Genomic DNA, 26,337 nt, shown 5'->3' on the forward strand with positions numbered 1-26,337 from the left:
TCGTCGTGCGCGTGTCGCGCAAGCCGCGCGACCTACGCTATGCGCGCGCTCAACTCGCGCTCGCCGCCTTCGGCAGATAGCTGGTGCCGACGATTTCGCCGAACGGCCCCGACAACGGCCCGTTGGCAAGCTTGCTGAAGCGTTGCGGCAGCAGCGGAAACACGAGTTCGGCGAAACGGTAGGATTCCTCGAGATGCGGATAGCCCGACAGGATGAACGTCTCGATGCCGAGCGCCGCGTACTCCTTCATGCGCGCGGCCACCTGCTCCGGACTGCCGACCAGCGCGGTGCCCGCGCCGCCGCGCACGAGCCCCACGCCCGCCCACAGGTTCGGATAGACCTCGAGCTGCTCGCGCCCGCCGCGCCTGCCGCCGTGCAGCGCGGCCATACGGCGCTGCCCTTCCGAATCCATCTTCGCGAACGAGGCCTGCGCACGCGCGACCGTCTCGTCGTCGAGCTTGCTGATCAGTTTGTTGGCCGCGGCCCACGCTTCCTCCTCGGTCTCGCGCACGATCACGTGCAGACGGATGCCGAAGCGAATCTGTCGACCGCGCGCCGCGGCGCGTGCGCGAATGTCGGCGATCTTCTTCGCGACCGCTACGGGCGGCTCGCCCCACGTCAGATAGGTGTCGATGTGCTCGGCCGCGATGTCGTGCGCGGCCGCCGACGAGCCGCCGAACCACAGCGGCGGATGCGGGTTTTGCACCGGCGGATATAGCGCCTTGCCGCCCTTCGACCGCAAATGCTCGCCGTCGAAATCGATCGCTTGTTTGCTGTGCGACGCGGCGAGCAGCTTGCGCCAGATATGCAGGAATTCGTCGGTGATTTCGTAGCGCGTGTCGTGATCGACGAACACGCCGTCGCCGGCCAGTTCGGCCGCGTCGCCGCCCGTCACCACGTTGATCAACAGACGCCCGTTCGACAGCCGGTCGAACGTCGCCGCCATACGCGCGGCGAGTCCCGGGGACGACAGCCCCGGGCGAATCGCGACGAGGAACTTCAGCCGCTGCGTCACGGGAATCAGGCTCGACGCGACGACCCAGGCGTCCTCGCACGAGCGGCCGGTCGGCAGCAGCACACCCTCGTAGCCGAGCGTGTCGGCGGCGACGGCGATCTGCCGGAAGTAGTCGTAGTCGGCTGCGCGTGCGCCTTGGGACGTACCGAGATAGCGGCTGTCGCCGTGAGTCGGAATGAACCAGAACACATTCATGTTGGTGCTCCTGCCTGTTCTTGACGGAATGAAAACGGTGAGCGCGAGCGCCGGCCGCGCGCATCGAGCCGGCAACCGGCAAGGCGCTGCGACGGGTTGAAGGATTGAGAAACGGACGATGGACTCAGGCCATCGGCAACTGCGTCAAATCGATGAAGGCTAGGTGCCTGGCGGACGACACCGCGAACACGACCGCGCGCGGGCCCTGCGACAACGGAGATTCGGCGTGAGGCTCGACATTGCGACGGCTTTCCTCGACCAACGTGCGCGTGATGCGCTCGATTTATCGGATGACGGCGACACCCGCGCCGTCTGCATGAGGAAACAGTCTATGGAGCGGTCCGCGGCTTTTGAACGATTTTTTTGAGCTTAGGATTTCCGCTTTCGTGATTAGCGCGGTGCTACCGCATACGGTTGTTGCGCTTTATACACGCGGCCCCGGCCGCCCAACCCCGGTCGATATAATGGCGCTCGTTTCCAATCACCCGGTACAGGTCTTGCGATTCGCGTCGCCTGTACGTTGCCGGTGCAATGCATGCAAAAAATTATCCTGCCGTTCGTCGCCGGTTTTCTGGCTTCTTTGTTCTTTCGCGAATCGACGCTGGCGCTGATGCACGCCGCCGGCATGATCGACCCCAGCGGTTTTTCGACCGCGCCGTTTTTGCCGCTCGGCCTGCCTGAGTTCATCGCGAACGCAATCTGGAGCGCGTGCTGGGCCGTGCTGATGGTCTGGCTGCTGCGCGTCGCACCGCATCGGCGCGCGCCGTGGGTACCCGCGTTCGTGTTCGGCGGCATCGTGCTGACGGCGGCGAGCGTGTTCGTCGTCGATCCGCTGCGCGGCATCTGGCCGAGCGGCAACATGCTGCCGCGGCTCGCGGTGGGCTTCACGGCGAACGCGATGTGGGGCTGGGGTGCGCTCGTGTTCATGCGCGCGTTCATGGCGAGCGAGGCAGAGGAATAAGCGCGGCGAACATGAATTCGCGCAACGCGTAGATTCGCGCGGGCGGGTTCGTGAGGCCGCGCGTTCACCCGCGCAAAGCGCCCAGCGGGTGCTCGTTCGCGGGCCACGGGCTGTCGAACATCTGCTCCACATCGGCCCGGTTGACGTCCTCGATGCGCGCGAAACGCCAGCGCGGCGCGTTGTCCTTATCGATGATGCGTGCGCGAATGCCTTCCACCGTATCGCCGCGCTGAAAGCTCGAGCGCGTCAGATCGAGATCAGTGCGCAGCACGTCGGCCATCGACCCTTCCGCGCGTGTGACCACTTCGAGCGAGACCGCCATCGACAGCGGCGAGCGCTCGCGCAGCACCGCGATCGTCTGCTCGGCCCAGTCCGCCGTGTCGCCACCTCGCTCGCGTTCCCGGTTGAGCGACTTGAGTATCCGCGCGACGTCGGGCAGCGCGAAATGCCGGTCGATCAATGTCCGCGCCTTCGCGAGCGCGCTCTCCTCGGGCCGCGGCGCGACCTGATACGCGAGCGTCTCGCGCTTGACGCACGCAACCACATCAGCACCGCGCTCGAACGGTTCGCGGCTCAACCTATCGACGAGCGCGGGCAACGCCGCGTCGTCGATGTAGGCATCGGCGAGGCCCGCGTACAGCGCGTCGGCCGCGCCGATCGTCTCGCCGGTCACCGCCAGATAGCGGCCGATCGCGCCGGGCGTGCGCGCGAGAAACCAGCTCGCGCCGACATCCGGAAAGAGGCCGATACGGGTTTCGGGCATCGCCATCTTCGTCGATTGCGTGACGACGCGCAGGCCGCCGGTGCGATGTGCGCCCTGGGAAATGCCCATGCCGCCACCCATCACGATGCCGTTCATCAACGCGATATACGGCTTCGGATACACGAAGATCGCGTGATTGAGCCGGTATTCCTCGCTGAAGAACGTATCGCGCGCCTCCTGGTCGCCGGTTTGCGCCGCTTCGTACATGTAGCGGATGTCGCCGCCCGCGCAGAACGCGCGCTCGTGCCGGCTGCGCACGACGACGGCCAGCACCTCGGGGTCCTCGCGCCACTGGTCGAGCGCCGCGTGGATCGCGCGGATCATGCCGGTCGACAGCGCGTTCAGCGCTTTCGGCCGCTCCAGTTCGATGAGACCGATGCGGTTGGCTACGTGGGTCGCGATTTCGTCGCTAGTGGCGGGCAAGGCGGACGTGGACATGGAGGACTGGGCGCGGCGGCGCGGCATGAGGTGGAACTGAACGTTATCACGGGCCTGCCGCTTTGCGTTTGGTGGGGAGCTCGGGGGCCGGGTCCGTGGAGCCGGCCGACCTGGCGTGGCGCCGTGCGACGGTTTTTTTGCCGTGGACTGCGGCGCTGTTTGATGCGCCCGCCGCCACGGCCTGCGGCACACCGAGCCATGCGTCGAGCGTCACGCCGACGAGCGTCTCGAGCGGCACGCTCGGAAACACCGGGCACGTGAGATTCAGCGCGACGATGCCATGCAGACTCGCCCACAACGCCTCGGCCCAGACGGTCGGCTCCATCGATGCGACCGACGCCGACAGACGCCCCGCTGCTCGCAACTCGTCGAGCGCGTCGATCATGATGCGCAGCGCGGCGTCGCCGGGGTCGTCGTCGGCAACGCCGCCGGCGGCGTTGCCCAGGGAGGCGGTTGAACCACCGGTCCCGGCGTTCGCGCTTGTGTCGCCCGTGTGGCCGTGGTGTTTGCCAGTGCCCACCCCGCCACCGAGCGCCGCGCCGGTATAGCTCGGGTCCTCCATGAAAATCAGTCGGTACGTTTCAGGATGCTCGACGCCAAACGCGACGTACGCGCGCCCGAGCGCCTTCAGCCGTTCGGCGGGATCCGCGATCTGCACGAGCGGCACGAAGGTCGCGAGCAACTGCGCGTAGCCTTCGGCGCACAAGGCCCGCGCGATGTCGTCGCGACTCGCGAAATGCAGATACAACGTGGCGGGCGAATATTCGATCGCGTCAGCGATCTTGCGCATCGACAGCGCGGCAAAGCCCTCGCCCACAACGATGCGCCGCGCGGCATCGAGGATGCGTTCGCGCAGTGCCTGCTTCTGGCGGTTTTTTCGTTCGGTGATTCCCATGACTCGCAATTTCTAGATTGACAAACTGAAAAGTCATTTTAAACTTAACATCGTTTACTGAACGATGTTAAGTAAATGTTCATCTGTCAAATCGAGCAGCCACAAGTGCGCGACGATGTCGCGCCGCCATCTGAGGGAGTCGTCATGCAAGCCACGGGAAAGGTCGGTTTATTCGGTGCAGCGGGCGCTGCGGGTCAAAGCATCGCGACGGCGCTTGGCGCGGCGGGCCGCGATTACCGTGTGGTCGGCCGCTCGCGCGAGGTATTGCAACGGACTTTCGGTGACGACCCGCACGCGGAGATCGTCACCTGGAACCCCGACGACCCCGCCTCGATCCGCGCCGCGGCCGCCGGTCTGCAGACCGTGATTTACCTCGTCGGTGTGCCCTACGATCAGTTCGCGCAGCACCCGCCGTTGATGGAGAAAACGCTGGCTGGCGTGACGGCCGCCGGTGTCGAGCGCTTCATTCTGATCGGCACCGTGTATCCGTATGGCCGCGCGCGCGGCAACCCGGTCCGAGAAGATCATCCGCGCGAGCCACACACGTTCAAGGGCCGCATGCGGCTCGAACAGGAAAAGCTCGTGCTGGCCGCGCATGGCCAGAAAGGTCTCGAAACGCTGGTATTGCGACTGCCCGATTTCTACGGACCGGGGGTCGAGCGCAGCCTGTTGCACGGTGTCTTCGTTGGCGCCGCTACCGGCAAGCGCGCGCAGGTGCTCGGTCCCGTTGACGTACCGCACGAATTCATCTATCTGCCGGATGTCGGTCCCGTGGTCGAACGACTCACGCGCACGCACGAAGCTTACGGCCGCTGGTGGCATCTCGCGGGCGCCGGCACGATCACGCAGCGCGAGGTGGCTCGCGAGGCCTACGCGCTCGCGGGCTCCGGGCCGAAGCTGATGGTGGCCGGCAAGGGCATGCTGCGCGTGCTCGGGCTATTCAATCCGCTGATGCGCGAGTTGGTCGAGATGAACTATCTGATGACCGAGCCGGTCGTGCTCGATGATTCGGCGCTGGCGACGTTGATCGGGACGCTCAGGAAGACGCCATATCAGGAAGGGATCAGGCGGTGTTTCGAAGCGGCGCGCGAGGTAATGCCGGCACGCGACGTGAATTAGCGGCAAGGCGTTGGCGATGCGTAGGTGAAGTGAAAACACAGAGATGGACCTGCACCCGGCCTCTGGCGCCGACGGTCCGTCGGCAGGTCCGCTCAGCCTGCCATCTGCCCCGGCGGAAAGTGGCCACTCTTGAGCAGCACGGGTGTGCCGTTACTGATCTGCAGATGCTCACGCGCAACGGCCTCGATGCGCGGCCGGCCCGCATCGAACGCGCGCAGCCAGCCGTCGAGGTCCTCGCTGTAAGCGCCGAAATGATCCTCGAGCGCTTCCACCGAGATCGCGCACGGCACCGGCTCACCGTCCACCAGCGCGGAAAACACGACGGTCAGGTTGGAGTCGCGGTAAGCGGGCGCGTCTTCGGGAAAACGGATCTCCATGGTCGCCTCGTCAGAAGTTGGCGGCGGGAACGTAGCCCGCGCGGAAGGCCGCTGCGCGCCGCCGATCCTCGCAAGTCCCGCTATGGTAACCGCGCCGCCGGATCACGGTCCAGCGCGCGCGGGCGCCTGATTCAGGGCATCGCGCGCTGCCTTGGCGAGCCCATCGGCGGGCTCTTTGCACGGAAATCGCCGACACGCTCACTGCCCATCCAGCAATCGGTCGACATACTCGCGGGCCGCCCGTTCGACGAACGCGAGCGCCTCTTCTTCACTGTCGAAGCGTTGCCGGTCGCCGAGCTCGAGCAGCGTTTCCATCCGGTGCGGATCGTCCGGGCCGAGCTCGGCGAGGCTGACCGTGCCGACGTAAGTACCGTCCGCTTTGGTGTGCGCGTCGCCCGACGTGCTCGACGTGCTGCCCCCTGGCACGAGGCGCGCGGCGGCGCTGATGTAATAGCCGCGATAAGGGCCACTGACCCGTTCAGCCATCTTCGTCCTCCTGTTGCGGTTGCAGAGCTGGCGCCAGTCGCAACGGCGCCGCCCTGATGCTTCAGCATGCGGCGCGCCGCTGCACGGGTGTTTTCGGGCGGCCCGTCCCATAACGATAAGGCGCGTTGCAGCGCGATAAGTTCTGCTCGCGAGACGCGCCCCCGCGCCGCACCAAAGGCCGCGCCGCCGCACTTCAGCCGCGCGCGCTGGTCGAACGGTCCATATCGGCATGCTCCATGCTGTCGCACGGTACCCGTTACGACGCCATTTCGAGGCCAGCGAGCGCAATATGGGAAAATATTTTCTGCAGGATCAAGAACTGCCCGAGCCGGATGCGGCGAACCGCTGGTTCGAGTACGCCGAAAGTCACGGCATCGACATCCCGAAAGCGATCGGCATCTGGGAAGACGCAGCCACTGAAGAAGGCGTGGAAGCCCGGCGGCTCGTCAACGCGGCGGGCATCACCGTCGAAACAACCTGAGCCGTGGCGCACGCCCTCGCGCTCCACAGCGGCCGAGCCCGGCCCGGCAGACCCCCTCTATCTGAATGAAAGGACACAATACGATGCAATTCACGACGCAACCGCGACGCGCCGGCCGATTCCACCGCCTCCGATCCAGCGCCGCGCTTGCCCTCGTGCGTCGCGCGTCGCTGTCGGCCGCCTTGCCCGCCGCGCTGCTGCTCGCCGCGGGACTGGGCGGCTGCGCGTCGTCGAACACGACCACGCTGATCAATCTGCCGAACGGCCAGAGCGGCTTCGCGGTCAACTGCAGCGGCGCCGACGCCGGCTCGAGCTGGGCCTCGTGCTACGTGCAAGCCGGTAAGGCCTGCGGCGCGACCGGCTACGACATCGTGTCGAAGGATAACGACGAAGGCGGCACCGCCGGCGGCAGCGTCACGAACGTGGCGTCGGCGAACGTGAAGGGCCGCTCGATGATCGTGCGCTGCAAGTAAGCCGATTTACGTGCCTGGCGGCAATCGCGGCGGCTGGCGCGGGCGCTCAATGCGCCTGCATCTTCGAGAAGAGATTCAACACCGCGACGCCAGCGACGATCAATCCCAGCCCGATGATCGCCGGCACGTCGGGTATCTGCCGGTACAGCACTAGCGCGACCAGCGTGATCAGCACGATGCCCGCGCCGGACCAGATCGCGTAGACGATGCCAACTGGAATGCTTCGGAGCGTCAACGACAGGCAATAGAACGCGATGCCGTAGCCGAGCACGACCACCATCGACGGCAGCAGGCGTGAAAAGCCGTCCGAGGCCCGCATCGCGGAAGTCGCGATCACTTCGGCGACGATCGCGATCGCGAGCAGCGCATACGAGGGTACGCGCATCGCGTCAGCTTTTCGCGAGCGCGAGCTTGCCATAGTCGTGACCGAGATGCGCGCACAGCGCTTCGACCACGAGTTCATGATCGGCGCGCTGCGGCAGACCGGACACCGTGATCGAACCGATCACGCCCGCCCCTTCCACCGCCAGCGGAAACGCGCCGCCGTGCGATGCGTACTCGGTGGCCGGCAGTCCGTGCTTGTCGGCGAGCGTCGCGCCCGCGAGCTGCATCTTCAGACCGATCGCGTACGAGCTACGACGAAATTGCGCGACGGTGTTGCCCTTGCGGCGCGCCCAGTCGACGTTGTCGGGCGTCGCGCCGTCGAGCAGGCTGAAGAACAGCGGCTGGCCGAACGTGCGCACGTCGATCGCAGCGGCAATGCCGCGCGCTTTCGCGACTTCGTGCAGATACGCGCCGACTTGCCACGCGCGGTCGGCATCGAAGCGGGGAAACACGAGTATTTTTTCCTGAATGGCGATGACCTGCAGGTCGTGAGCGATATCCATGGGGTTCAGAACGGGTCGGAGGATCAGAGTCAAAAGGGCCGCCGTCGTGAAGATCCGGCGAGCCGCGTGGAGAATCTGAATTCTAGCGCAGCGTCCGCACACGGCTTTCCAGAGCCCTTCCGATAGGCGACGTCGCGCGGGCAGAGCGAGGCGCAATGAAGCCAATTCTTACATGGCTATTGCGCTGGCCATCTGGCTGGTCTATAATCTTTTCTTCGACGGACGCGGGGTGGAGCAGTCTGGCAGCTCGTCGGGCTCATAACCCGAAGGTCGTAGGTTCAAATCCTACCCCCGCAACCAACCGAAATCATTGAAGGGTTACAACGCATTGGCGTGTAACCCTTTTTTGTTTTTGTGGCCTTGGTCTTACGATCCCCTTGAGCGCCCCACCCTCAGGCGAAAAAAGCGCGTCAACTGAATGACGCGCCAAGCTACGAGGCAATGTACAAGAGAGAAAAGATGACTGCGGTGGACGCGGGCCTCCATCGCAACCATCAGAACCGATGCTATCAGCGCATCCAAAAATCGACTGTCAATCAATGTCAGACGCGACGGCGCTTGCCGCCTTGGACGTCGTCTCGCGCAGGCCCTGTCGGCGCCTCAGTAATCCCCCGCCCCGGTGATAAACTCCTATCACCCTTTCTCGTCCCCTTTCCAATGAAATTCTGTTCTGTCTGCGGCCACGGCGTCAGTCTGAGCATTCCGCCGGGCGACAATCGCGAGCGCTTCGTATGCGGCAGCTGCGGCACCGTGCATTATCAGAATCCGCGTAACGTGGTCGGCACCGTTCCGGTGTGGGACGACAAGGTTCTGCTGTGCCGTCGCGCGATCGAGCCGCGCTACGGTTACTGGACACTGCCCGCCGGCTTCATGGAAATGGGAGAAACGACGGCCGAAGCCGCCTCGCGCGAAACGCTCGAGGAAGCCGGCGCCCGCGTCGAGGTGCAGAATCTGTTTTCGCTGCTGAATGTGCCGCACGTGCATCAGGTGCATCTGTTCTACATGGCGCGGCTGCTCGATCTCGACGTCGTCGCCGGCGAGGAAAGCCTCGAAGTGAAGCTGTTTGACGAGCACGAGATTCCGTGGGACGAGATCGCGTTTCCGACCGTCGGCCAGACGCTGCGCTTTTTTTTCGCCGACCGCGCGGCCGGCAGTTTCGGCCTGCATACCGGCGACATCTTCCGCTCCCTGCGCGAAGGCTGAGCGGCGCGCATGGTTCCCTGGCTCGGAGCTGACGACCCGTTTCCGCCCGTCGAGCGCGCGCTCGGCGCCGCGAGCGGCGCGCCCGGTCTGCTGGCGGCAAGCGGCGATCTGCTGCCGTCGCGTCTCATCGACGCGTATCGGCGCGGCATCTTCCCGTGGTATTCGGACGGCCAGCCGGTGTTGTGGTGGAGCCCCGATCCGCGCATGATCCTGCGCCCCGCCGAGTTCAAGGTGTCGCCATCGCTGCGCAAGACGCTCAAGCGCGTGTTGCGCGACGACGCGTGGGAAATCCGCGTCGATCACGATTTCGCCGCCGTGATGCGCGCCTGCGCACAGGCGCCGCGCCACGGTCAGCGCGGCACGTGGATCACCGCCGACGTCGTCGAGGCCTATTCGTCGCTGCACCGCCTGGGCGACGCGCACAGCATCGAAACCTGGCTCGGGGGCGAGCGTGTAGCGGGGTTGTATGGCGTGTCGCTAGGGCGGATGTTCTTCGGCGAATCGATGTATACCGACGTCACCGACGGCTCGAAAATGGCGCTGGCCGCGCTGGTCGGCCACTTGCGACGTCACGAAATAGAAATGATAGACTGCCAGCAGAATACGTCGCATCTGGCGTCGCTCGGCGGCCGCGAGATAGCGCGCAAGGCGTTCGTCGCGCATGTTCGCGCGTCTGTCGGCGCACCGGCCATCCCGTGGCGATTCGACAAGACCGCCCTGCTCGATATCCTTGCGCGCACGGTGTAGGAAAATCAGGCCGAATCCGGGTCCGGCGCCCATCGAATAGCGGCATCAACCGCCATGCGCGCCGGGTTTGCATTACCAGAGACGCTTCGAGAGCTGCCAACGTGACTCATCCCAACGAGCTGCCTCTTTCCCCACTTTCCGCGCTGCAATTTTATGCAACGGCGCCCTATCCCTGCAGTTACCTGGACGGCCGCATCGCGCGCTCCCAGGTCGCCACACCCAGTCACCTGATCAATTCGGACGTCTACACCGACCTCGTCAAGGCGGGCTTCCGGCGCTCGGGCGTGTTCACGTATCGCCCGTATTGCGACGGCTGCCGCGCGTGCGTGCCAGTGCGCGTGCCGGTCGAGCGTTTTCAACCGAACCGCACGCAGCGGCGTGTATGGAGAAAGCACGGCAACCTGATCGCGACCGTCGCGCCGCTGCACTACGACGAGGAGCATTACGCGCTGTATATGCGCTACCAGTCGGCGCGCCACGCGGGCGGCGGCATGGATCGCGACAGCCGCGACCAGTACGAGCAGTTCCTGCTGCAAAGCCGGATCAACTCGCGGCTCGTCGAGTTTCGCGAGCCGGCGCCGCTATGGCCTGATGGGCGGCCTGACGCGCGACCTGACGGGCGACCTGACGCGCGGGGCACGCTGCGCATGATCAGCATGATCGATATCCTCGGCGACGGGTTGTCGTCGGTGTACACGTTCTTCGAGCCGAGCCTGCCGCACGCGAGCTTCGGCACATACAACATCTTCTGGCAGATCGAGCAGGCGCGCAGCCTGAACCTGCCGTACGTGTATCTCGGCTACTGGATTCGCGAAAGCCCGAAAATGGCGTACAAGGCGAATTTCCGGCCGCTCGAAGGCTTGATCGACGGCGCGTGGCGCGTGCTCGATCCGGCCAGCATCGACCTGCCGCCGGTCGATTTCGCGATGCATGGACGACGCGGGCCGCTCAGGCCGTAGTCGAGGCGCCGTCCGCCGAGTCGTTGCCGGGTCCTGCTTGTCGCGGGCAACGCCCCACCGGTCTCATCACAGCCCAAAGCCGGTAAAATAGCGGGTTCCCATTTTCCGGCCGTCCGGCTTCATCTCGTGCTCAGTTTCCTTTATCCGCTCGTTCGCGCCCAACTCTTTCGCATGGACGCGGAAGACGCTCACCATCTGACTTTACGCATGCTCGGCGCCGCCGGTCGCACCGGCCTCGCCGGCGCGCTCGCGGCGCGCGTGCCGAATTCGCCGCGCACCGTGATGGGCCTGACGTTCCAAAACCCGGTCGGACTCGCGGCGGGCCTCGACAAAGACGGCGCGTACATCGACGGTCTGGCGGCGCTCGGCTTCGGCTTCATCGAAGTGGGCACCGTGACGCCGCGCGCGCAGCCGGGCAATCCGCGTCCGCGCATGTTCCGGCTGCCGCAGGCGAACGCGGTAATCAACCGGATGGGCTTTAACAACGCCGGCGTCGACCAGTTCGTGAAGAACGTCCAGGCCGCGCGCTATCGCGGCATCCTCGGTCTTAATATCGGCAAGAACGCCGACACGCCGATCGAGCGCGCCGCTGAAGACTACCTGTACTGCCTCGAGCGCGTGTACCCGTTCGCGAGCTACGTGACGGTCAATATCTCGTCGCCGAATACGAAGAACCTGCGCCAGCTGCAGGGCGCCGACGAACTCGACGCGCTGCTCGCCGCGCTGAAGGACAAGCAGCAAAGACTCGCCGACCTGCACGGCAAGCTCGTGCCGCTCGCGCTGAAGATCGCGCCCGACCTCGACGACGAGCAGGTCAAGTCGATCGCCGACACGTTGCTGCGCCACAAATTCGAAGGCGTCATCGCGACCAACACTACGCTGTCGCGCACCGCCGTCGCCGGCATGCAGCATGCTGACGAAGCCGGCGGCCTGTCGGGCAAGCCGGTGTTCGACGCGTCGAACCAGGTGATCCGCAAGCTGCGCGCCGAAGTCGGCGAGGCGGTGCCGATCATCGGCGTCGGCGGCATTTTCTCGGGCGACGATGCGCGCGCGAAGCTCGCGGCCGGCGCGTCGTTGGTGCAGCTTTATACTGGTTTCATCTACCGAGGTCCGGCGCTCGTCGCCGAATGCGCGCAGGCGTTGCGCTAGGCATCCGCGCCGTCGCATATAGACATAAACAAACGATATTTAGGTTGCGATAGGCTCGTTTGCTATGCTCTCGACCGTCAAAACGTCAGACGTACAAAAAGGAACACGATGAAATTTGGCCTGCTGAAAAAGCTCCTCGCCACCGCGCTGATCGGCGCGTCGCTGACCGCCATTACCGCGCACGCGGAAGACCTGCTCGACCAGGTCAAGCAGCGCGGCACGCTGCGCATCGGTCTCGAAGGGACCTTCCCGCCGTTCAACTCGAAAGCGCCGTCGGGCGAGCTGGTCGGCTATGACGTCGACATCGCCAAGGCGGTCGCAGCCAAACTCGGCGTGAAGCCCGAGTTCGTCACAACCGAGTGGAGCGGCATCATAGCCGGTCTGCAGGCGGGCAAGTTCGATGTGATCGTCAACCAGGTCGGCATCACCGACGCGCGCAAGCAGACGCTCGACTTCTCGCCGGCGTACACGTACTCGGCGGCGCAACTGATCCAGCGCAAGAACGACACGCGCCAGTTCACCTCGCTCGAAGACCTGAAGGGCAAGAAGCTCGGCGTCGGTCTCGGCACGAACTACATGGACATGGCGAAGGCAGTGCCGGGCATCGACGTGAAGACCTACCCGGGCGCACCCGAATACCTGCGTGATCTGGCCGCCGGCCGGCTCGACGCGGCGTTGAACGACCGTCTGATGCTCGCGTACCTGCTGAAGAACTCGAACCTGCCGCTGCGCACCGGCGCGAACGTCGGCCCGGGCAACCCGTCGGGCATTCCGTTCAGAAAGGGCAACCCGAAGTTCGCGCAGGCGATCGACGACGCGATGACCCAGCTCGAAGCGGACGGCACCTTCACAAAGATCTCGGACAAGTGGTTCGGCATCGACGTCAGCAAGCCGATCAAGTAACACGCGTGGAGTCGAACGAAGGGCGGCATCGATCACGATGCCGCCCTTCGCGCTTTTTGCGGCCCATGCGAGCTGCGGGAGCCGCGGGAGCCGAACCGCGCGCCGCGTATACCCCAAGCCGCATCGCGCGGCCCGCGCCTGAACGCGCGCCAAAGTTTATGATGTGCGCTTTGTGCGTCAATAAGAACACTGCCCATGTCCATCACATCCCTGCTGCTCCAATCGCTGCCGGTGCTCGCACAAGGCGCGCTGCTGACGATCAAGTTCGCGGTCCTGTCGATGATCTTCGGCCTGATCGGCGGCGCCGTGCTCGCGCTGATGGGCATCAGCCACAGCCGTCCGCTGAACTGGATCGCGCGCGTCTATGTGAGCGTGATGCGCGGCACGCCGCTGCTCGTGCAGATCTTCGTGATTTATTACGGTCTGCCGAGCTTCGGCATTTCGCTCGATCCGACGCCGGCCGGCGTGATCGCGCTGTCGGCGAACGTCGCCGCGTATCTGTCCGAGAGCATGCGCGGCGCGATTCTGGGCATCCACCAGGGCCAGTGGCTCGCCTCGTACAGCCTCGGGCTGTCGCGGCGTCAGACGCTGCGCTACGTGATCGCGCCGCAGGCGCTGCGCATCGCGGTGCCGAGTCTGTCGAACAGCCTGATCAGCCTGATCAAGGACACCTCGCTCGTGTCCGTCATCACGGTGACCGAGCTGCTGCGCAGCGCGCAGGAAATCATCGCGTCGACCTACCAGCCGCTGCCGCTTTATCTTGCGGCCGCGGCCGTGTACTGGGTGCTGTGTCAGGTGCTCGAGTGGGCGCAGCGCTGGTACGAGCGGCGGCTGTCGCTGCCGACGCGGCACTGAGCGCCGCCCACTCCTTTTCGTTGCCCCCAGCGGCTCATTCCCCAGCGAACTTGAGCCCCAACGCCGCGCGCGCCGCGTCGGCCATCGCGATCATCTGTCGCGACGTATTGTGCGGCATCAGCGGACTCTCCAGCACACCCGCGCGAATCAGCTCGCAAAAGTGCGCGGTCTCGTAGTTCAAGCCGCCGCCTTCGAACGGTTCGTCGAGTTCGACGACGCGGCCATCCGCATAACGGATCGTCGCGCGCGACGGGTTCCACCACGGCTCGTGCAGCGTCACGTGACCGCCTTGGGCCATCAGCAGCGCATCGCCCTTGCCATGCAGATCGAGCCCGCAGAATAGTTGCGCGATGCCGCCGCGCTCGTGCTGGCTGTTCAGACTCGCGAACGTATCGACGCCGGTCGCGCCAAGCCGGCCGAAGGTCTGCACGTCGCGTGGCGCGCCGAGCCAGTCGACCGCGAGAAACATCTCGTAGATGCCGATATCGAGCAGCGCGCCGCCCGCATGATCGAACGACAGCGACGGATGATCGGCCGGCACTGCCGGCACCGAGCAGCCCGCGCGCACGAGCCCGACCTCGCCGATCGGCTCGGCCGCGAGGTGCTCGCGCAACCTTCTGTAGAGCGGATAGAACGGCGGCTTCATCGCTTCCATGAAGAGCCGTTGCGAAGCGCGCGCGGTGTCGAGCACGCGCTCGAGCTGCGGACGATTGATACACGCGGGTTTCTCGCACAGCACGTGCAGCCCGGCTTGCAATGCGGCGATCGCATAGTCGGCGTGACTGTCCTGCAGCGTCGCGATATAGAGCGCGTCGACGCCGCTCGCGAGCAGAGTGTCGAAACTGTCGCAGACGGCGCCGCCGAATTCATCGGCGAACGCCTGGGCCGGTTCCACGCGACGCGACCACAGCGCCGCGAGCCGCGTCCGCGGCACGAAAGCGAGCCCTTGCGCGAAGCGGCGCGCAATCCGGCCGGTGCCGACGATCGCCCAGCGGATCTCGCGCGATGAAGTGGTGTCCTGCGCTGCCCGATCGGTCGGTTGGGCGGTGGCTGCGTGCGGTGCCGCTGTCGTATCTGTCATCGTGTGTGCAAAGGTCCATGCGGTTCGGAGCAGCCGCTATTGTCACCGATGCCGCTTGCGAACGCGGCGAACCCGGCCAATCGAACCATGCGGAATCACTGCCGCGCACCGACCTTCGACACCCCACCCCGCCGCTCCCGCCGGACGTTCACAGATACGCTCAGCCCGCGCTCGCAATCACGCTCAAACCCGCGCTGGCGGCTCCGATGAAAACCGCCCGCCGATCTCCTCGGCCGCGTAATCGATCATCGCGAGCGCAGCGATCTCGGCCTCCTTCGGATCGCGCCGCTCGATCGCTTCGATGACGCGCTGATGCGATGCGATCGCACTCTCCCACAGCCCTTCCCGGTCGTGCACGATCGGATTGAGGGTCGACAGCGCGCCGCGAATGATCGCCGCCATCTGCTTAAAGAACTGGTTGCCGCTCGCGATCACGATGCGCGTATGGAACAGCTCGTCGGCTTCCTGATAGCCGGCCTCGCCCGGACGGATCATGCGAAACGCCTCGAACGCCTCGCGAATCCCCGCGACGTCCGCGGCACTGCCGCGCGCGGCCGCCTGCGCCGACGCGCGCGGTTCGATCAGGATGCGAAACTCGATCACGTCACGCAGAAACATCGGATCGGGCTTCGCGCGGAAACGCCAATTGACGACGTCCTCGTCGATCATGCGCCAGTCGCTCATCGGCCGGATGCGCGTGCCGATCTTCGGCCGCACGTCGAGCATGTCGCGCGCGAGCAGCATCGATAGCGCCTCGCGCATCACGGTGCGGCTCACATCGAATTCCTTCGACAGCACATCCTGCGGCGGCAGAATCGCGCCGTATTTCTCTTCGACGATGCCGCTGACGAGCCCGTCCATGACTTTGCTCACCAACGAGCGATCCTTGTTTGCGTGTTCCATGACATATCCCCGAAGCGGTGTTGACCCCGCGTGGCCTGTTGATGAAGGGCCCGTACGTATCTGTTATGCAAATAGGATCGTTTTTCGATACGTTGCAAGCTTCGAAACGGATGCGCCAGTGGGACACTTCCTGACAGGGTTATCCCTCTGAAGATTTGTTTCGTTCGTGTAACGCCATCTGTTTCGCCAGGCACAAAGCTCGCTCGTCAAAGCGTGCCTGCGTTGTGGGGTTTAAATTGTGCGCATTCGCACGTTGGCGTGATGAAATTGTCTGATTTGCACGGACGTGGTCGGACGCCTGCGTGTTCCGGCGAACATAGATGTCGTGCGAAGCGCAAGCGGCGCAGGTGGGTCCGCGGCGCGCGGACGCCGCATCACGCCGAGTCTTCGTTCGACACGCTCGCCGCGACCGACGCATAGCGGCCGCCGAAGAACAGCAGCGGCGCGCTCGTCGAGCGAGAACACCAGCACCTCGCCGACGAACAACGTATGGTCGCCGCACGGATGGCGGTCCACCACGCGCGCGGCGAAGCGCCCGAGCGCATGACGAAAGCACCGCTCGTCGAATGACGGCGACGGCGCTTCATCGGCGGGCTTATCCGTCTGAGCTGCCGTGGCGCGCGCGGGCGCTCCCGGGCTCGCGGCGATACCGATCGTCGAAGCGCACGATGTCGTCTTCGCCAGGATCGCCGCCCGAATGCGCCTCGATGATTTTCAGCGGCGTCTTGCCAGCATTTTCGAGCCGATGCCTGACGCCCGGCGGAATCAACGTCGACTGATTCTCCGACAGCAGGAAGCGCTGGTCGCCGTCCTTGCTCGACGCGTCCCACACCGAGTCCCTGGCGCCGGTGTCCGACCAGCCCGCGTCGAGCGGCACCGTCACGCCGACGAGACGCGCGTCGGTGCCCATGCGCTCCATCACCGCATAGTCGACTGAGTCGGACGGACACGCGGCGAACGCGTCGCGCGCGAGATGCAGCACGCCGGCATCGTCGATGCTCGCGCCTGCGAATGCCTCCTTGCAGGCCGCCGCGGTCAGCGGACGGCACAGGCCGATCGCGTCGAGCCACACCGACGCGCGCACCACGTACATACCACTGTTCCACCAGTACTCGCCCGACGCGAAGTAGCGCTCGGCCAGCTCGGCATCGGGCTTCTCGACGAAGCGCTCGATCGTCCGCGCGCCCCGGTTTCCCAAGGCCGCGGCGGTGCGGATATAGCTGTAGCCGGTCGCCGCGCGCTGCGGCGGCACGCCGAGCGTGACGATCGCGCCCCGCGAAGCATGCGCGAGCGCTTCGTTGAGCGCCGCGCCGAACGCCGCTTGATCGGCGATCGGATGATCGGCGGGCAGCGCGACCAGGATCGGATCGTCGCCGGCCGCGACCGACGCGCGCGCGGCGAGCGCCGCGACAGTCAGCGCCGGAGCGGTGTTGCGCGCCATCGGTTCGAGCAGTATGCGCACCGGCTTGCGGTACTGCTCGACGCGCCCGAGCGTCGGCAGCCGCAGTTCCTCGCAGCAGACCACCAGCGGCACGGCGGGCGGCGTGGTGCGGGTCGCGTCGGGCGCGGCCGGGTCGAAAGCGTCGTCGAGCCGGCGCAGCGTCGCTTCGAGCGGCGACTGGTCGCCCATCAGCCCGCTCCGCTGCTTCGGATTGCGTTCGCGCGACAGCGGCCACAGCCTCGTACCGGAGCCGCTCGCAAGAATCACCGGTTGCACGGTCAGTTCGCGCAGCGCGGCGGCGGTCCCAGCCTGCGGCGCGAGCGGATAACCTGGCTCTACTATTCGATTCATTTGCGATCCTGTCGAATCCAGATCCTGTTCACGGGCCGGCATGACGCCAGCAAGTGCCTCGTGGTCGCAAGCGCGTTCGGTCGTATGCGCGCGACACACACTGCGGCCTGGGCGGCCCGGTCTATCCGCGCGTGCTCCCTATGCTTCTCCGAACGGACGCAACGCCCCCGCGGCGCGATGTTCATCGTGCTCCGGGTGCTGCCTGTGCAGCTCGCCGTCGAGCGCCGCGCTGTCGGGCTGACGCAGCTTCGTGAAGCCGCCGCGATAGACGTTCTCGACGTACGACATGATGTTTTCCTGCGCCACCGACGACAGGATCGCGTGATCGGTGTGCTTGCAGAAGGCCACGTGAATGCGCGTGAAGCGCGCGAGCCGCGCGCCGCGCACGCCGAAGTAGCGCTCGAGCTCCTCGACGCCTTCGTCCAGCACACCGAACACCAGGTGCGTGTCGACGCCCCGTGCTTCGAGGTTCACGAACAGATGCCGCTCGTCGCGCGCGCCGAATTCGAGGCCGCACAGTTGCTCGATCCGGTCGGCCAGCGTTTCGCCGGTCCGCGCGAGCTGGCGTACCACCAGCTCGCGCACGAGGCCCCAGCCGCCCGTCTCGCCCTTGAGCACGCGCAGCCATTTGCCCGGCTGCTTCATCGAGCGCATGTAGTTGCGCGTCGAACCGAACGCGGACACCGGGATCATCGGCTTGCCGTGTTCGTCGCAGACGTTATGCCATCTGAACTTCTGCACGTTGACGATCACCGCGCCCACCACCGCCGCTTCGCGCGTCGCCGCATGCAGGCCGGTGTAGGCGCCCGAGCAGATGCCGAGCAGCATCGCGCCAGCATGACCGCGCGCGGCAAGCCAGCGCGATGCGCACGCGGCGTCGCCGACACTCGACTGAGAGTACAGCGCGTCGAGGCTCAACGTGTCGCACGACGGCATGCTGTCGCCGACACCACCTACGTCGATGCGCAGCGACGCGATCCCCTGGCGTGCGAGACGCCGCGCGAAATGCACGCCGAAACGCCCATTGCCGATCCGCGAGACCGCGCCGGTATTGAGCAGCAGCACCGCCGGCGCGCGCGCCGCCGCGGCGCCGTCGGGCCGGCAGTAGATGCCGAACACCTTGCCGTCGTTCAGCCACACCGGCGTCTCGTGCAGCCTTGGCGCGACATAGTGACCGCCCGCCGGCTCCTCGCCTCGCGAGGGCACGCGCGCCACCGTTTGAGCCGTTCGCGCGCTCCCCGCCAGCAGCCAGTTCTCGATGGTCTCGAACGCGGCGTGCGGTATTTCGCTTTCGAGCGGTTCCATCATGAAGCGGCTGTATTCGTCGAACGGATGACGCTCGAGCTCAACGCCATGTTCGCTGTAATGCGCGGCAAGCGCACCGGCGCGCACCGGGTTGAGTGAATCGAGCAGCAGCACGCGCGCGGCCGGCCGCCTCGTCGCGCGATACAGATCCGCCGCGTGCAGGCTTTGCAGTGTGTCGCGATACATGCGGAAGCCATACGCTTCGACGAACTCGTCGGTATCGGGCTCGACCACGCAATCCATCGCGGCTGGATCGTTCAACCACTGCCGGTAATGCGCGCGCAATTCGCGCTGGTAAGTCTTGCCCGACAGCACCGGCGACATCAGCACGAGACCGTGCACATCGCCAAGTTCCTGCGCGGCAAGCGCGGCCAGCATGCCGCCGAGACGCAGACCGCACACGCTGACACGCTCGATGCCGGTCGCCTCGCGCAGCTGCGCGACCGCCTGCTTGACGCTGTCGATCCATGCGCGCCACAGGCCGGCGTCGGTCGGATCGCCGGCTGAATCGCCGGTCGCCGGGTAGTCGAAGCGCAGCACCGGCATGCCGCGCGCGGCGAGGTGCTCAGCGAGCCGGCGCATGCCGCGATACGTGCACAGCGTGTCGTAGCCAAACGGGGAACACATCACAACGCCATCCGGGCCGTTGGCTGGATGCAACCAGCCGAATTTGCCGTCGAAGACGATGGGTCTCACAGTCCGCTCCTTACTCTTCCTTTTCAAGTGATTACAACAAAGGTGCTCTCGCGCATATGTGCGTCGCGCCACATTGGTTTGGGCTCCGAATCGCGCTGCGCTGGCGTGTGTATCGATGAGCGTGCTGTGCAGTGCAGCAGGCCCCGCCCATGGACCGACGTGCGGCGGATCGCGTCGGTCATGCGCTGTAGTCGATGCCCGCGACTGCGTGCAGCGTGCCGCGAGCATGACGTGATGGAGACGGCGCGGGCACGCTCAGGCGTGCTCCGCAATGCGGTGCGCGCGGCCGGCTCGTGGCTAACCACCGCGCTACCCTATAACCTTTGCCATTTAACCCCTCCCGATCGCGGCTATCTGTACGGCCACCCACACAGTCACGCGGCGCCCGGGGGCAAGATGCAAGACCTGTGACGCGTTGATGCCGCCGCGTATGTCCGCGCGGCCCCTTCTCACCGGCCCGGCAATGGAACATGGAACGAAGCATCGTCAGGAACATCTTCATCAACTTTGCCGGCGCGGTCGCGCCGACCTTCGTTTCCCTCGTGACGGTGCCCATCTACATTCATCTGCTGGGCGCCGAGCGTTACGGGGTGATCAATCTGGTGTGGGCGCTGATCGGCTACTTCAGCGTCCTAGATCTGGGCACCAGTCTGGCGACCGAAAACCAGATCGCCAAGGCTCGCGCGGCCAGCGATGATTCGATCGAACCGATCTTCTGGAGTGCGTGGTTCATGAATCTCGGTACCGGCATCATCGGCGGCGCGCTGATCTATGCCGGAGCCATTGTCTACATCACCTACGGCGTGAAAATCGGGCCGACGTTCCAGCATGAAGTGTTGGCGAGCCTGCCGTGGATCGCGGTCGCTGTGCCGATCGCGAACGTGACCTGGGTGTTCGCGGGCGCGATTACCGGCGTCGAGTGCTTCACGAGCTACAACATCAACCAGACGCTCGGCACCGCGCTGTTCCAGCTGCTGCCGATCGCGGCGGTCCTCTGCTTTTCGCCGTCACTGGCGATCGCGATACCAGCCGCCGTGATCGCGCGTTTCGTCGGCGGCCTGATGCTGGGCGTGGCCGCCATTCGCGCGCTCGGCATTCGCCGTATGCGGATGCCGCAATGGCGCTTGATGATCGGGCTGTTCCGCAACGGCCGCTGGCTGTTGATGTTTTCCGGCGCCAACATGATCGCGTCGACGCTCGACCGCGTGTTCATCGGCGGACTGCTCGGCGCGCGCTTCGTCACTTACTACGCGACGCCGCAAAACCTGATCAATCGATTGAACCTGCTGCCGCTCGCGATCGTGCGCACCCTGTTTCCGCGACTGTCGGCGGCGTCGCGCGAGGATGCGGATGCGCTCGCGCACAACGCGCTCGCGTTTCTCAATGGAGCATTTACGCCATGCATGATCATCGCGCTGTTCGCCCTGAAGCCGTTTTTGCTGCTGTGGCTCGGACCGCAGCTCGCCGCCGCGGCGCCGGTCGCGAGCGTGCTGATCCTCGGCGTGTGGCTGAGCGGCCAGTCGAGCATCCTCGGCAGCCTGTTGCAGGCGCAGACCCATCCCGGGGCAGTGGCAAGCGTCAGCTGGCTTCAGTTGCCGTTCTTTACCGGCGCGTTATGGTGCGGCATCCACTGGTTCGGCATCATGGGCGCGGCGCTCGTCGTCGTGCTGAAGGCGCTGCTCGATTACTCGGTGTTGCTCGCCTTCTCACGGCTGCATGCATGGACGATCGTGCGCAACATGCTCGCGCATCTCGCGTTTCTGCTCGCCGCGCTCGCGCTCGCGGATTCGATCAGCGCGTTGCTGCTGGCGATCGTCGTCGCGCTCGCGTTGAGCGCGGCGAACTTCGGCATGTCGCTGCGCGGGTCAAGCGAGTTGCGCGACGCGCTGTACAGGCTCTGGCTACGTTGCGCGCCGTCGTCCGGACGGGCACAAGGCTGAGTCCCGGCGCGCGCAATCAATGACGCCGGTCCACCGCTCGTTCACGGTCGGTGGACCTGGATGCCAAGGCTGAAAACACGTACCCAGCCAACGCGGCATCACAACAGTTCGAACGTATTGACGAACGATGCGCCGTCGCGCTCGCGGCGCCTCGGACCGAAGCGCGCCTGAGCGCCGCGCACCTGACGCGTGAGACCGATGAACGGCATACCGTGTTCGAGGTACGGTCCCTCCGTCTTGCGAAAGCCGAACTGCTCGTAGAACCCGCGCAAGCCAAGCGGTGCGCTCACGCGCGTGGCGCGGCCCGGCCAGCGTTGGGCGACCGCTTCGAGCACACGCTCGATCAGCATCTCGGCGGTGCCGTCGCCGCGCCGCAGCGGACTCGTCAGCACCTTGTCGATCATCACTTCCGGATCTTCGGAATCGCCGGGCTGCACCCGCGCGTAGGCGAGCACCGGCATTGGCCGCGCCATGTCTTCGACCGCGAACACATGCAAGGCCTGCTCGTCGCGACCGTCCGCGTCGAGGCACACATGCGACTGCTCGACGACGAATACCGCACTGCGAGCACGCAGCACGACATACAACTCACGTGCAGATAGCTGATCGAACTCCAGCGTTTTCCAGTTCATCACGCCCCCGGCTCTCAAAATTTTCGGCGGGTCCGGCGATGCCTGCCGTGCGCGACGGCAGGCCGATCCATGACGGTCCCTCATCATCGACTACACGGTAACGTGCGCGAAAGATGTGCTTCCGTACGCCATCGCACTGACGCTCGGGGTTGACGAATCTTTAATACGAGGCAACGAAGCGCAGCCTTGCCACGTTCGCCCGGTATCGCAGATGGCTTCACGCAGGCCCGCCTGCAACACCGCACTGCACCATCGCGAACGCACGCCGCGGTCTTCGCTCCGCACGTAACTACACACGACAATCAGGTGCCGACGTCATTCGACCTCGGCATCCATCGGCAGACCTTTGACCATAAGGGGAGCACTGCATGAAGACTGCATTGAGACGCATCCTTTCTGAATCCGCACGCCTGGATGTCCCGGTGGAAAACCTCGCCGACGACGCCGACCTCTATGCTGCCGGACTCTCATCGCTCGCGACCGTGCATCTGATGCTTGCCATGGAAGACGAATTCAACGTCGAAATTCCTGACCGTATGCTGACGCGCCGCCTGTTCTCGAGCATCGACTCGATGGCCACCGCGATGACGGAGTTGCAGCGGGCCAAGGCGGCAGCATGAGTGCGCCGCTGCTGGGTCAGGCCGCCGCAGCGGCCTCAGGGGCGGCCTCGAACTCGACTACTAACGCACGGACCGGCGATGGCCAGGGCGCTGCCACCGGGGCGCTGACCGCGCTCGATACCGGTCCTGAATGGCGTGCTGCAGCGCATCGTTGCGCGGCGATCGCCTCGCAGTACGCGGACGCCGTGGACCGCGAGGCGCGCTTTCCGGTCGAGGCGTTCGACGCACTCAAGGCCGAGCGTTTGCTGTCGGCGATGGTGCCGACCGCTTTCGGCGGCGCGGGCCTGTCGCTTGCCGATATCGGTGCGATCTCCGAAACGCTCGCGCAGGGCTGCGCATCGACCGCGATGATCTATGCGATGCATCAGATCCAGGTCGCGTGCATCGACTCTCATCGCGGCGCCTCCGCCTGGCAAGCGAGCCTGCTTGCACAACTGGCCGAGCAGCAATGGCTGCTCGCGTCGGCGACGTCGGAAGAGACGATCGGCGGCAACATGCGCACGAGCGCGTGCTCGGTGGAGCTCGATGGCGCGCGTTTTCGGATCGAGAAGCTCGCACCGACGATCTCGTACGGCGCGCATGCCGACGGCATCCTCGTGACCGCGCGGCGCACCGCCGACGCGGCCGCGTCCGACCAGGTGCTGATCGTCGCGCTGCGCGCCGATACGCAGCTCGAGCGGCGCGGCGGCTGGGACGCGATGGGCATGCGCGGCACCTGCAGCGAGGGCTTCCGGCTCGTCGCGACGGGACTGACCGAACAGATCCTCGCGACGCCGTTCGCCGACATCGCCGATCAGACCATGCTGCCCGTGTCGCACACGCTGTGGGCGTCGGTATGGACCGGCATCGCCGTCGACGCGGTCAATCGCGCGAAAGCGTTCTTCCGCGCGCAGGCGCGCGCGAAGCCCGGCACGATGCCGCCGGCGGGCCTGCGGCTCGCCGAAGCGGTCGGGCTACTGCAGATGATGCAGGCGCGTCTAGCGGTCGCGCTGGAGGCCGCGCGCGCCGCGCATCAGGCACGCGAGGGCGCGACCCAGGCGGACGCCCCGCTCGCGGCGATGCTCGGTTTCGCGTCGGACATGAATACGCTGAAGACCAGCATTTCGACCACCGCGCTGCAGGTCGTACAGGAAGTGCTGATGATCTGCGGCATGGCGGGCTACAAGAACGGCACGCCCTATAGCGTCGGCCGCCATCTGCGCGACCTGCACTCGGCGCCCTTGATGATCAATAACGACCGTATCGCGCAGAACACCGCGAGTCTGCTGCTCGCGCAACGTCCTGCCGCGCCGGGGAGACCGTGAATGAAGCTGATGACCGATACCGCCGCTGTCGCCGCGGCCGCCGCCGCCGCGGACGTGGGGCCTTCGCTCACGCTGCGCGACGAGATGCTGGCCGCCGGCCTGCTGATCGATACTGGTGAAAACGGACTGTATGGCCGCAGCCAGGTTTTCGAGGACGTGATCGAGCGGCTGAACCTCGCGATTACGCAGCTGGGTAAAGATCAGCAAGCCGAAGTATTGCGTTTTCCGCCCGCGATGCGCCGCACCGACTTCGAGGATAGCGAATACCTGAAGAGCTTTCCGAATCTCGCGGGCACCATCCATTCGTTTTGCGGCGACGACATGGGCCACCACCGTCTGCTGCGCGCGCTCGACGATGCGATGGCCGACCGCGACGACGACCGCGGCGACGCGTGGCTCGCGCAACAGAAACCGACGCGCGTCGTGCTGACGCCGGCCGCCTGCTATCCGATCTATCCGGTGATGGCGCGGCGCGGCGCGCTGCCCGCCGACGGCCGCACCGTCGACGTGCTGTCGTACTGCTTCCGTCATGAGCCGTCGCTCGATCCGGGCCGCATGCAGATGTTCCGTCAACGGGAATACGTGCGTCTCGGCAGCCCCGAGCAGGTGATGGCGTTCCGCCAGATGTGGATCGAGCGCGGCTCGCTGCTTGTGAAGCTGCTAGGCTTGCCGGTCGAAGTCGATCTCGCGAACGATCCGTTCTTCGGCCGCGGCGGCAAGATCGTCGCCGATAGTCAGCGCGCGCAAGCGCTCAAGTTCGAGTTGCTGATCGCGGTCGCCGATCCGCGCGGCAAGACGGCCTGCCTGTCGTTCAACTATCACATGGACCACTTCGGCGCGATCTGGAAGATCGCCTGCGAAGACGGCACGACCGCGCATACAGGTTGTGTGGGCTTCGGCATGGAACGCATCACGCTCGCGCTGTTCCGTCATCATGGTCTCGACGTCGACGCGTGGCCCGACGAGGTGCGCGCGCTGCTGTGGGGCGATACCGAGACGCGCGTCGCGGATGCGCTGCAGGCGGCGCAATCTACGCAAACGGCGACCGTCGCCGGGGAGCGCGCATGAATCCATCGCCGACTTCGGCGCTTACCGGCGCGCTCGCCAACTCGTCGCTGCCGCGACGCGCAGGCGATCTGCCGACGCATCAGCAGACCCACGCGGTGCCCGGTGCCGGCACGCAGTTGCGCGAGCACGTAGCGCACGCGCTGCATCAGGGCGAACGCGTGTGGCAGGAGACCAACTGCTATGTCGATCTGTGGATCGAGCTGCTGCACGGCTTCGGGCTCGATCCGCGCGCGGCGCTCGCGTTCACGGTCACGCAGGATTTCGAAGGCGATCAGTTCACGTTCTTCAAGTTTCCGCTCGATGATCTCGAACGTCTGTATGGCACCCAGGTGCAGGAGCTCGCGATCTACGACTCGCTCGAAGAGCGCGTGCTCGCGCAGACGCTGCGCGGACATACCGTGCTCGTCGAGGTCGACGGCTACTACCTCCCCGATACGCGCGCGACCTCGTATCGCCGCGAGCATCCGAAGACCACGATCGGCATCGACTTCGTCGACACCGCCGCGCGCCACCTCGGCTATTTCCACAACACCGGCTACCACCGGCTCGAGGGCGACGACTACGACGGCGTGTTTCGCAAGCTGCCGCACTTCACCGCGCAGCCCGATCTGCTGTTTCCATACGTCGAGTTCGCCAAGCAGGCGCGGCCCGCGCTCGAAGGCACCGCGCTCGCGGAGGCGTCGGCGGAACTGCTGTGCGCGCATCTGGAGCGGCGTCCGCTGATCAATCCGATATCGCAATGGCGTGCCGCGTTTCCCGCGCATCTCGATACGCTGTTCGAGCGCGACGAGGCGTACTTCCATCTGTACTCGTTCAATCTGATGCGGCAGCTCGGCGCGAACTTCGAGTTCCTGTCGAAGTATCTGCAGTGGCTGTTCGCACAAGGCTTCGAGATCCCGCCGACGATACCGGCCGCCGCGCAACGCATCGCGTCGGAGTCGATGGTGATGCAGTTCCGGCTCATTCGCGCGATCGCGCGCGGCCGTCGCGATACCTGCGAAGACTGCTTCGACGCGCTTGAAAGCGCTTACGAAAAAACGCTGCCACCGCTGGCCGCTCTGGTGCGCTAGTACGGCGATGCGTTGTTGCG

At 65.6% G+C, this 26,337-nt stretch carries 27 protein-coding genes, 1 tRNA gene and 1 pseudogene; 16 read left to right on the forward strand and 13 right to left on the reverse strand.

Annotation, left to right across the window (positions count from 1 at the left end; all coding sequences use genetic code 11):
• Positions 1-49: 49 nt before the first annotated feature.
• Positions 50-1,210, reverse strand: a complete 1,161-nt coding sequence (ssuD, locus tag OKW45_RS23850; protein WP_429471493.1) for an FMNH2-dependent alkanesulfonate monooxygenase — start codon at positions 1,208-1,210, stop codon at positions 50-52.
• A gap of 535 nt (positions 1,211-1,745) precedes the next feature.
• Between ssuD and OKW45_RS23855 the strand changes: the two genes are divergently transcribed.
• The gene (locus tag OKW45_RS23855) at positions 1,746-2,171 is read left to right on the forward strand and encodes a hypothetical protein (RefSeq protein WP_429471495.1); all 426 of its coding nucleotides are present in this window, start codon (positions 1,746-1,748) and stop codon (positions 2,169-2,171) included.
• A 64-nt stretch (positions 2,172-2,235) separates the two neighbouring features.
• Here OKW45_RS23855 and OKW45_RS23860 read toward each other — a convergent pair whose 3' ends face one another.
• Both OKW45_RS23860 and OKW45_RS23865 read right to left on the reverse strand, forming a co-directional pair.
• Positions 2,236-3,372, reverse strand: coding sequence for an enoyl-CoA hydratase/isomerase family protein (locus OKW45_RS23860; protein ID WP_026225418.1), 1,137 nt, complete (start codon positions 3,370-3,372; stop codon positions 2,236-2,238).
• A gap of 46 nt (positions 3,373-3,418) precedes the next feature.
• Complete coding sequence (locus tag OKW45_RS23865; protein WP_429471497.1) at positions 3,419-4,267, reverse strand: TetR/AcrR family transcriptional regulator; 849 nt, start codon at positions 4,265-4,267, stop codon at positions 3,419-3,421.
• Positions 4,268-4,411: 144 nt separating this feature from the next.
• On the opposite strand from OKW45_RS23865, the gene OKW45_RS23870 reads away from it, so the two are divergent.
• Positions 4,412-5,386, forward strand: a complete 975-nt coding sequence (locus OKW45_RS23870; RefSeq protein ID WP_429471499.1) for an NAD-dependent epimerase/dehydratase family protein — start codon at positions 4,412-4,414, stop codon at positions 5,384-5,386.
• A gap of 92 nt (positions 5,387-5,478) precedes the next feature.
• Here the strand turns inward: OKW45_RS23870 and OKW45_RS23875 are convergent, their stop codons facing one another.
• Both OKW45_RS23875 and OKW45_RS23880 read right to left on the reverse strand, forming a co-directional pair.
• Positions 5,479-5,763 (reverse strand): DUF1488 family protein, encoded by a 285-nt coding sequence (locus tag OKW45_RS23875; RefSeq protein WP_013089272.1) that lies wholly within the window; start codon positions 5,761-5,763, stop codon positions 5,479-5,481.
• A 198-nt stretch (positions 5,764-5,961) separates the two neighbouring features.
• Positions 5,962-6,249, reverse strand: a complete 288-nt coding sequence (locus tag OKW45_RS23880; RefSeq protein WP_018418218.1) for a hypothetical protein — start codon at positions 6,247-6,249, stop codon at positions 5,962-5,964.
• A gap of 289 nt (positions 6,250-6,538) precedes the next feature.
• Between OKW45_RS23880 and OKW45_RS23885 the strand changes: the two genes are divergently transcribed.
• Together OKW45_RS23885 and OKW45_RS23890 are read left to right on the forward strand one after the other, a co-directional pair.
• Positions 6,539-6,730: a hypothetical protein gene (locus tag OKW45_RS23885; RefSeq protein ID WP_018418219.1), complete on the forward strand. Its 192-nt coding sequence runs from the start codon at positions 6,539-6,541 to the stop codon at positions 6,728-6,730.
• A gap of 83 nt (positions 6,731-6,813) precedes the next feature.
• Positions 6,814-7,203: a hypothetical protein gene (locus OKW45_RS23890; protein ID WP_018418220.1), complete on the forward strand. Its 390-nt coding sequence runs from the start codon at positions 6,814-6,816 to the stop codon at positions 7,201-7,203.
• 46 nt (positions 7,204-7,249) lie between these two features.
• On the opposite strand, the gene OKW45_RS23895 is transcribed toward OKW45_RS23890, so the two are convergent.
• Together OKW45_RS23895 and OKW45_RS23900 are read right to left on the reverse strand one after the other, a co-directional pair.
• On the reverse strand, positions 7,250-7,588 hold the full coding sequence (locus tag OKW45_RS23895) for a DMT family transporter (protein ID WP_184003307.1): 339 nt from the start codon (positions 7,586-7,588) through the stop codon (positions 7,250-7,252).
• Positions 7,589-7,592: 4 nt separating this feature from the next.
• The gene (locus tag OKW45_RS23900; RefSeq protein ID WP_429471501.1) at positions 7,593-8,090 is read right to left on the reverse strand and encodes a heme-degrading domain-containing protein; all 498 of its coding nucleotides are present in this window, start codon (positions 8,088-8,090) and stop codon (positions 7,593-7,595) included.
• A 223-nt stretch (positions 8,091-8,313) separates the two neighbouring features.
• Between OKW45_RS23900 and OKW45_RS23905 the strand changes: the two genes are divergently transcribed.
• The 7 genes from OKW45_RS23905 (at position 8,314) to OKW45_RS23935 (ending at position 13,906) form a co-directional block, all read left to right on the forward strand.
• A tRNA-Met gene (locus OKW45_RS23905) sits at positions 8,314-8,390 on the forward strand.
• 357 nt (positions 8,391-8,747) lie between these two features.
• Positions 8,748-9,293 (forward strand): NUDIX hydrolase, encoded by a 546-nt coding sequence (locus OKW45_RS23910; RefSeq protein ID WP_018418223.1) that lies wholly within the window; start codon positions 8,748-8,750, stop codon positions 9,291-9,293.
• A gap of 9 nt (positions 9,294-9,302) precedes the next feature.
• On the forward strand, positions 9,303-10,040 hold the full coding sequence (aat, locus tag OKW45_RS23915) for a leucyl/phenylalanyl-tRNA--protein transferase (RefSeq protein ID WP_429471503.1): 738 nt from the start codon (positions 9,303-9,305) through the stop codon (positions 10,038-10,040).
• A 101-nt stretch (positions 10,041-10,141) separates the two neighbouring features.
• The gene (locus OKW45_RS23920) at positions 10,142-10,999 is read left to right on the forward strand and encodes an arginyltransferase (protein ID WP_429471505.1); all 858 of its coding nucleotides are present in this window, start codon (positions 10,142-10,144) and stop codon (positions 10,997-10,999) included.
• Between the two features lie 126 nt (positions 11,000-11,125).
• On the forward strand, positions 11,126-12,148 hold the full coding sequence (locus tag OKW45_RS23925; RefSeq protein ID WP_429471507.1) for a quinone-dependent dihydroorotate dehydrogenase: 1,023 nt from the start codon (positions 11,126-11,128) through the stop codon (positions 12,146-12,148).
• Between the two features lie 108 nt (positions 12,149-12,256).
• Positions 12,257-13,051: a cystine ABC transporter substrate-binding protein gene (locus tag OKW45_RS23930; RefSeq protein ID WP_018418227.1), complete on the forward strand. Its 795-nt coding sequence runs from the start codon at positions 12,257-12,259 to the stop codon at positions 13,049-13,051.
• Between the two features lie 195 nt (positions 13,052-13,246).
• Positions 13,247-13,906, forward strand: a complete 660-nt coding sequence (locus OKW45_RS23935; protein WP_018418228.1) for an amino acid ABC transporter permease — start codon at positions 13,247-13,249, stop codon at positions 13,904-13,906.
• 34 nt (positions 13,907-13,940) lie between these two features.
• Here the strand turns inward: OKW45_RS23935 and OKW45_RS23940 are convergent, their stop codons facing one another.
• The 5 genes and pseudogenes from OKW45_RS23940 to OKW45_RS23960 all read right to left on the reverse strand — a co-directional run bounded on the left by OKW45_RS23940 (position 13,941) and on the right by OKW45_RS23960 (position 19,683).
• Complete coding sequence (locus OKW45_RS23940) at positions 13,941-14,987, reverse strand: Gfo/Idh/MocA family protein (protein WP_429471509.1); 1,047 nt, start codon at positions 14,985-14,987, stop codon at positions 13,941-13,943.
• Positions 14,988-15,170: 183 nt separating this feature from the next.
• On the reverse strand, positions 15,171-15,890 hold the full coding sequence (locus OKW45_RS23945) for a FadR/GntR family transcriptional regulator (protein ID WP_429471511.1): 720 nt from the start codon (positions 15,888-15,890) through the stop codon (positions 15,171-15,173).
• A gap of 374 nt (positions 15,891-16,264) precedes the next feature.
• Positions 16,265-16,589: pseudogene (locus OKW45_RS23950) on the reverse strand (flavin reductase family protein).
• Positions 16,486-17,682 (reverse strand): mannose-1-phosphate guanylyltransferase, encoded by a 1,197-nt coding sequence (locus OKW45_RS23955; protein ID WP_429471513.1) that lies wholly within the window; start codon positions 17,680-17,682, stop codon positions 16,486-16,488. Before OKW45_RS23955 ends, OKW45_RS23950 begins: the two are co-directional and overlap by 104 nt.
• Before the next feature lie 138 nt (positions 17,683-17,820).
• Positions 17,821-19,683, reverse strand: a complete 1,863-nt coding sequence (locus OKW45_RS23960; RefSeq protein WP_429471515.1) for an alpha/beta fold hydrolase — start codon at positions 19,681-19,683, stop codon at positions 17,821-17,823.
• Between the two features lie 470 nt (positions 19,684-20,153).
• Here OKW45_RS23960 and OKW45_RS23965 point away from each other — a divergent pair, with 470 nt between their 5' ends.
• Positions 20,154-21,623, forward strand: a complete 1,470-nt coding sequence (locus OKW45_RS23965; protein WP_429471517.1) for an oligosaccharide flippase family protein — start codon at positions 20,154-20,156, stop codon at positions 21,621-21,623.
• A 98-nt stretch (positions 21,624-21,721) separates the two neighbouring features.
• Here the strand turns inward: OKW45_RS23965 and OKW45_RS23970 are convergent, their stop codons facing one another.
• The gene (locus tag OKW45_RS23970; RefSeq protein WP_429471519.1) at positions 21,722-22,255 is read right to left on the reverse strand and encodes a GNAT family N-acetyltransferase; all 534 of its coding nucleotides are present in this window, start codon (positions 22,253-22,255) and stop codon (positions 21,722-21,724) included.
• A gap of 368 nt (positions 22,256-22,623) precedes the next feature.
• On the opposite strand from OKW45_RS23970, the gene OKW45_RS23975 reads away from it, so the two are divergent.
• The 4 genes from OKW45_RS23975 to OKW45_RS23990 are packed head-to-tail and all read left to right on the forward strand — an operon-like array spanning position 22,624 to position 26,317.
• On the forward strand, positions 22,624-22,875 hold the full coding sequence (locus tag OKW45_RS23975) for an acyl carrier protein (RefSeq protein ID WP_429471521.1): 252 nt from the start codon (positions 22,624-22,626) through the stop codon (positions 22,873-22,875).
• Complete coding sequence (locus OKW45_RS23980) at positions 22,872-24,179, forward strand: acyl-CoA dehydrogenase family protein (RefSeq protein ID WP_429471523.1); 1,308 nt, start codon at positions 22,872-22,874, stop codon at positions 24,177-24,179. The genes OKW45_RS23975 and OKW45_RS23980 overlap by 4 nt, the downstream gene beginning before the upstream one ends.
• Positions 24,180-25,247 (forward strand): amino acid--[acyl-carrier-protein] ligase, encoded by a 1,068-nt coding sequence (locus OKW45_RS23985; protein ID WP_429471525.1) that lies wholly within the window; start codon positions 24,180-24,182, stop codon positions 25,245-25,247. It abuts the gene before it with no gap.
• Positions 25,244-26,317, forward strand: a complete 1,074-nt coding sequence (locus OKW45_RS23990; RefSeq protein ID WP_429471527.1) for a DUF1839 family protein — start codon at positions 25,244-25,246, stop codon at positions 26,315-26,317. The genes OKW45_RS23985 and OKW45_RS23990 overlap by 4 nt, the downstream gene beginning before the upstream one ends.
• The last annotated feature ends 20 nt before the right edge of the window (positions 26,318-26,337 follow it).

Origin of the sequence: Paraburkholderia lebeckiae (assembly GCF_050436225.1) — a bacterium.
Taxonomy (GTDB): domain Bacteria; phylum Pseudomonadota; class Gammaproteobacteria; order Burkholderiales; family Burkholderiaceae; genus Paraburkholderia; species Paraburkholderia tuberum.

Excerpts from the sequence above, each read along its gene's own strand:
- ssuD (WP_429471493.1), bottom strand. The coding sequence starts at position 1,210 with ATGAATGTGTTCTGGTTCATTCCGACTCACGGCGACAGCCGCTATCTC.
- OKW45_RS23855 (WP_429471495.1), top strand. The coding sequence starts at position 1,746 with ATGCAAAAAATTATCCTGCCGTTCGTCGCCGGTTTTCTGGCTTCTTTG.
- OKW45_RS23860 (WP_026225418.1), bottom strand. The coding sequence starts at position 3,372 with ATGTCCACGTCCGCCTTGCCCGCCACTAGCGACGAAATCGCGACCCAC.
- OKW45_RS23865 (WP_429471497.1), bottom strand. The coding sequence starts at position 4,267 with ATGGGAATCACCGAACGAAAAAACCGCCAGAAGCAGGCACTGCGCGAA.
- OKW45_RS23870 (WP_429471499.1), top strand. The coding sequence starts at position 4,412 with ATGCAAGCCACGGGAAAGGTCGGTTTATTCGGTGCAGCGGGCGCTGCG.
- OKW45_RS23875 (WP_013089272.1), bottom strand. The coding sequence starts at position 5,763 with ATGGAGATCCGTTTTCCCGAAGACGCGCCCGCTTACCGCGACTCCAAC.
- OKW45_RS23880 (WP_018418218.1), bottom strand. The coding sequence starts at position 6,249 with ATGGCTGAACGGGTCAGTGGCCCTTATCGCGGCTATTACATCAGCGCC.
- OKW45_RS23885 (WP_018418219.1), top strand. The coding sequence starts at position 6,539 with ATGGGAAAATATTTTCTGCAGGATCAAGAACTGCCCGAGCCGGATGCG.
- OKW45_RS23890 (WP_018418220.1), top strand. The coding sequence starts at position 6,814 with ATGCAATTCACGACGCAACCGCGACGCGCCGGCCGATTCCACCGCCTC.
- OKW45_RS23895 (WP_184003307.1), bottom strand. The coding sequence starts at position 7,588 with ATGCGCGTACCCTCGTATGCGCTGCTCGCGATCGCGATCGTCGCCGAA.
- OKW45_RS23900 (WP_429471501.1), bottom strand. The coding sequence starts at position 8,090 with ATGGATATCGCTCACGACCTGCAGGTCATCGCCATTCAGGAAAAAATA.
- OKW45_RS23910 (WP_018418223.1), top strand. The coding sequence starts at position 8,748 with ATGAAATTCTGTTCTGTCTGCGGCCACGGCGTCAGTCTGAGCATTCCG.
- aat (WP_429471503.1), top strand. The coding sequence starts at position 9,303 with ATGGTTCCCTGGCTCGGAGCTGACGACCCGTTTCCGCCCGTCGAGCGC.
- OKW45_RS23930 (WP_018418227.1), top strand. The coding sequence starts at position 12,257 with ATGAAATTTGGCCTGCTGAAAAAGCTCCTCGCCACCGCGCTGATCGGC.
- OKW45_RS23935 (WP_018418228.1), top strand. The coding sequence starts at position 13,247 with ATGTCCATCACATCCCTGCTGCTCCAATCGCTGCCGGTGCTCGCACAA.
- OKW45_RS23940 (WP_429471509.1), bottom strand. The coding sequence starts at position 14,987 with ATGACAGATACGACAGCGGCACCGCACGCAGCCACCGCCCAACCGACC.
- OKW45_RS23945 (WP_429471511.1), bottom strand. The coding sequence starts at position 15,890 with ATGGAACACGCAAACAAGGATCGCTCGTTGGTGAGCAAAGTCATGGAC.
- OKW45_RS23955 (WP_429471513.1), bottom strand. The coding sequence starts at position 17,682 with ATGAATCGAATAGTAGAGCCAGGTTATCCGCTCGCGCCGCAGGCTGGG.
- OKW45_RS23965 (WP_429471517.1), top strand. The coding sequence starts at position 20,154 with ATGGAACGAAGCATCGTCAGGAACATCTTCATCAACTTTGCCGGCGCG.
- OKW45_RS23970 (WP_429471519.1), bottom strand. The coding sequence starts at position 22,255 with ATGAACTGGAAAACGCTGGAGTTCGATCAGCTATCTGCACGTGAGTTG.
- OKW45_RS23975 (WP_429471521.1), top strand. The coding sequence starts at position 22,624 with ATGAAGACTGCATTGAGACGCATCCTTTCTGAATCCGCACGCCTGGAT.
- OKW45_RS23980 (WP_429471523.1), top strand. The coding sequence starts at position 22,872 with ATGAGTGCGCCGCTGCTGGGTCAGGCCGCCGCAGCGGCCTCAGGGGCG.
- OKW45_RS23985 (WP_429471525.1), top strand. The coding sequence starts at position 24,180 with ATGAAGCTGATGACCGATACCGCCGCTGTCGCCGCGGCCGCCGCCGCC.
- OKW45_RS23990 (WP_429471527.1), top strand. The coding sequence starts at position 25,244 with ATGAATCCATCGCCGACTTCGGCGCTTACCGGCGCGCTCGCCAACTCG.